Annotated in this window: 3 protein-coding genes and 1 pseudogene; 2 read left to right on the forward strand and 2 right to left on the reverse strand. The window is 39.2% G+C overall.

The window, feature by feature from the left end; translation table 11 throughout:
- Window positions 1-198 (reverse strand): annotated as a pseudogene (locus Q8J82_RS13280) (glycogen/starch/alpha-glucan phosphorylase); the annotation flags it as partial.
- A gap of 254 nt (window positions 199-452) precedes the next feature.
- On the opposite strand from Q8J82_RS13280, the gene Q8J82_RS08735 reads away from it, so the two are divergent.
- Window positions 453-680: a hypothetical protein gene (locus Q8J82_RS08735; protein ID WP_305326226.1), complete on the forward strand. Its 228-nt coding sequence runs from the start codon at window positions 453-455 to the stop codon at window positions 678-680.
- A 68-nt stretch (window positions 681-748) separates the two neighbouring features.
- Complete coding sequence (locus Q8J82_RS08740; RefSeq protein ID WP_305326227.1) at window positions 749-1,291, forward strand: arsenate reductase ArsC; 543 nt, start codon at window positions 749-751, stop codon at window positions 1,289-1,291.
- 47 nt (window positions 1,292-1,338) lie between these two features.
- On the opposite strand, the gene Q8J82_RS08745 is transcribed toward Q8J82_RS08740, so the two are convergent.
- On the reverse strand, window positions 1,339-3,207 hold the full coding sequence (locus tag Q8J82_RS08745; protein ID WP_305328142.1) for an EAL domain-containing protein: 1,869 nt from the start codon (window positions 3,205-3,207) through the stop codon (window positions 1,339-1,341).
- Window positions 3,208-3,618: the final 411 nt, after the last annotated feature.

The raw sequence follows: 3,618 nt of genomic DNA on the forward strand, positions 1-3,618 counted from the left end.
TTCTGAATTAAGATACTGTTTACCTACGTTATCCTGGCAGTCTAGATAAGCGCGATAATCAGCACAGACCAGATAAGGGTCTTGTTCTCTAAGGTTATTAACAAGTGGTGCAAAAAGTTGCCTATCTCCATGTGAAAATAGGCCAGAGCTGATCATATTCAAGGCATTCTCTAGTTCAGTATCGCTTTCAATGACTAGCCTCGGTTGATTGACCTGCCCCCTCTATTTGCCATACCAACTAAAAGTTAGTTATGTAATTATCAAATATTGAGGTTAAATAAATGTGACAGGCTACTTTGGTTGATGTTTTTTTTGTAAAACTAGCAATCAATATCAAAAAAACATCTCATAAATAGTTAAATTCACAAATATGTAACACGGTTGAATATTGTGATGACCTACACTCTTAATAAATTTTGTAATTTTTTAGTCGTATGAATAGAGTAAGGAAAATGAAAATCACAAAAGTTAACGAAAAGTACCTTGAAAAAGCTAAAAATTTATCCTACACAGAAGTTGAGCAATTATTAAGAAGAATGTTTAGAATACAAGCACACAGAGCTGCAGATAAAAAATTTACTCCAATAGAAATCTTAGCAATACAACTTGAACTTGAGGATGAGCAGCTTGCTGAATGGCGTGAAAATTTAGAGGCCATCAGAAATAAAGAAAAAATCTAAATTTTTATTACCATTTACCACCAATAATGATCTTTTAACTCTTAGCATTTTAAAGGAACTTACAACTCATGGAACCCAAAATATTCAACGTACTTTTTCTTTGCAGTGGAAACTCTGCTCGCAGCATCATGGCAGAAAAGTTGATGGAGCACTGGGGCAAAGGGAGATTCAAAGCCTACAGTGCCGGCAGTTTTCCAAAGAGTCAGGTCAACCCACTGACGATTAAAACATTAGAATCGCATGGGCTTAATTCCGATGGGTTAAGATGTAAAAGTTGGGGCGAGTTTTCTGGCTTCGGCGCACCTCATATGGATTTTGTTTTTACTGTTTGTGATGATACCGCAGGTGAAGTTTGTCCCATATGGCCAGGTCAACCAATGACAGCCCATTGGGGTATAGAGGATCCGGAAGCCGTTGAAGGTACTGACAGTGAAAAGCTAAAAGCTTTTCAAAGAAGTTGTAGATACTTAGAAAATCGCATCAAACTCTTTATTGCATTACCGATAGACACATTAAACAAGTTGAAAATCAAAGACGAAATCGATGCAATTGGTGCAATCAAGGAAGATTATCAAAAATTGAATTCAAACTTAGAATTAAAGAAAAATTAGGATAGAGGTTTTTCATTTAATTTTTATCGGATATAAAGGTTAAAAAATCAAGATTGAATTGCACTGAACTGATTTAACCACAACTCAAGCTGATCTGCAGGCAGTGGTTTTGAGAATCGGTATCCTTGAACAAACTCACAGCCACAGGATTCTGCCAAGTTCATCTCACTGTCAGTTTCGACTCCTTCTGCAACCAATTCTAGCGACATGCTTCTGCCCAGCGCAACAATAGCGCGCACAATCTCAATGTTTACAGGTTCACTGTCAATATTTCGGATGAAAGATTGGTCTATCTTTAGCCTGTCTATTGGAAATTTATTTAGATAACTCAAGTTAGAAAAGCCAGTACCGAAATCGTCAATGGCTAACTTAATACCAAATTCGTGCAATTCTTGCAATGGATTAAGCACTGAGATCACATCATGCATACAAACACTTTCAGTCAGTTCAAGTTCCAAATGTTCTGGTTGTATACCGCTTTCCATAACAATAGACTTCACCATCTCACAGAAGTCCGATTGATAAAACTGCATAGCAGAAATGTTAACTGACATACACATGGGTTCAAGCCCACTTTTCATCCAGATCATTTGTTGCCGACACGCCTCTTCAATCACCCATTTTCCGATAGGAACAATAAGCCCGGATTCCTCAATGATTTCAATAAAATGGATGGGGGCAAGTAAACCACGTTCTGGATGCCGCCAGCGAATCAAGGCTTCGTTACCGACTACTTTCCCTGTTGAAAGTAAAACTTGGGGTTGATAGAACAATTCAAACTCATTACGTTCCAAAGCCATGCGTAAATCTGTTTCGAGGGTCATTCGTTCATATGAATACAGATTCATGCCTGGTACATAATGCCGATAAGCATTGCGACCACTGCGCTTGGCTTCATACATGGCAGCATCCGCCTTTACCAGCAGACCAGCAGACTGGTCGTCATCCTGAGGACTCATTGCTGAACCAATACTGACGGTGATAAATACTTCGCGTCCCATGATTTGCAATGGTCGCTTCATTGCGTCAAGAATACGGTTACACAAAATATCCAAATCTCGCTGACTCTTCACATTGTCCAACAGGATGGTAAATTCATCTCCTGAAAGACGAGCAACTGTTTCACCTTCTCTTGAGCAACCAACCAAACGTTCTGCTACGGCTATTAACAATTCATCACCAAAGCTGTGCCCCATCGAGTCATTAAAATGTTTAAATTTATCTAAATCGATGAATACCAGTCCAACATGGGTTTTTTGACGATCAGATTGAATGATTGCCACATTTAAGCGATCAAGAAAAAGGACACGATTGGGTAGTTTAGTCAGCTGGTCATAATGAGCCAGGTGAAATAGACTGGCTTGCTTGCGTTGTGTAATCTCAGTCAATAAGTTATGACCATTAGCAATGCCGAGGTATTGCCCCTCGGTCGTGGCGATAAATCCACTGACCATATGCTGCATACCTGCATCGACTATGATTCTGGCAATATCATCTATCGATGTTCCTTTGTCCACGATGACAGGCGTTTTATTCATAAAACTCAAAATCGTCTTTTTCGCATAAAGTTCTTTAGCGTAAGGTTTAATAAAAAGCTCGACAAAGGAATTACGCTCGACAATACCTGTGGGAATGTTGCTATGATTAACGACAGGAATTGCAAAGAGTAATGGTTGTTGCTGGAATAACTCAAGGACTAACAAACATAGGGTATCTTCAGATACAGATGGCGTATTGTTAAGCAATCGTAAGATTGTAGTATTGTCGTCAATCCTGTTTGACCGTTTGTGAATAGATGTATTGTATGGCGATTCATTAATTGAAGCCTCATCAGCATCCACAGGAGTGTTTGCTAGCAAAGACATCATACGGGCGTTCTTATTATTACTATTTGAGCTGGCAAGTGTGGATAACATTTATCTGTCCCATAAGATTTATTAACTTCATTCTCCCTACTTAACGGCAATTTATCGGATAACTTAACATCAACTATTATGATATTTATAATTGTAGTTGCTTGGATGCGAGTGAAAAGTCGCACACATACTGCCGCTAGGCTGGCTGAGTTAATGGATAAAGCTTGCCACTCTGGCGCTGACTTATCTTCGTAATAATCAGGTCTATGCGACGATGGTTGCAGAACCTTGAGTGAGTCAGCATAATATGAGTCATCCATTATTCTCAAAAAAAACGTTGAGCAATGGGCACTTTTGCTGGAATGATTACTAAAGGCGATTGCTAATGTGGAATGAAGTTGAGCTCAAATTGAGTATCGAACGCAAGAGTATCACACGTCTGCGAAGTCATCCTGCCATCGTTAACGCCTG

The sequence above is a fragment of the Methylotenera sp. genome, assembly GCF_030684185.1.
In the GTDB taxonomy this organism is placed as follows: domain Bacteria; phylum Pseudomonadota; class Gammaproteobacteria; order Burkholderiales; family Methylophilaceae; genus Methylotenera.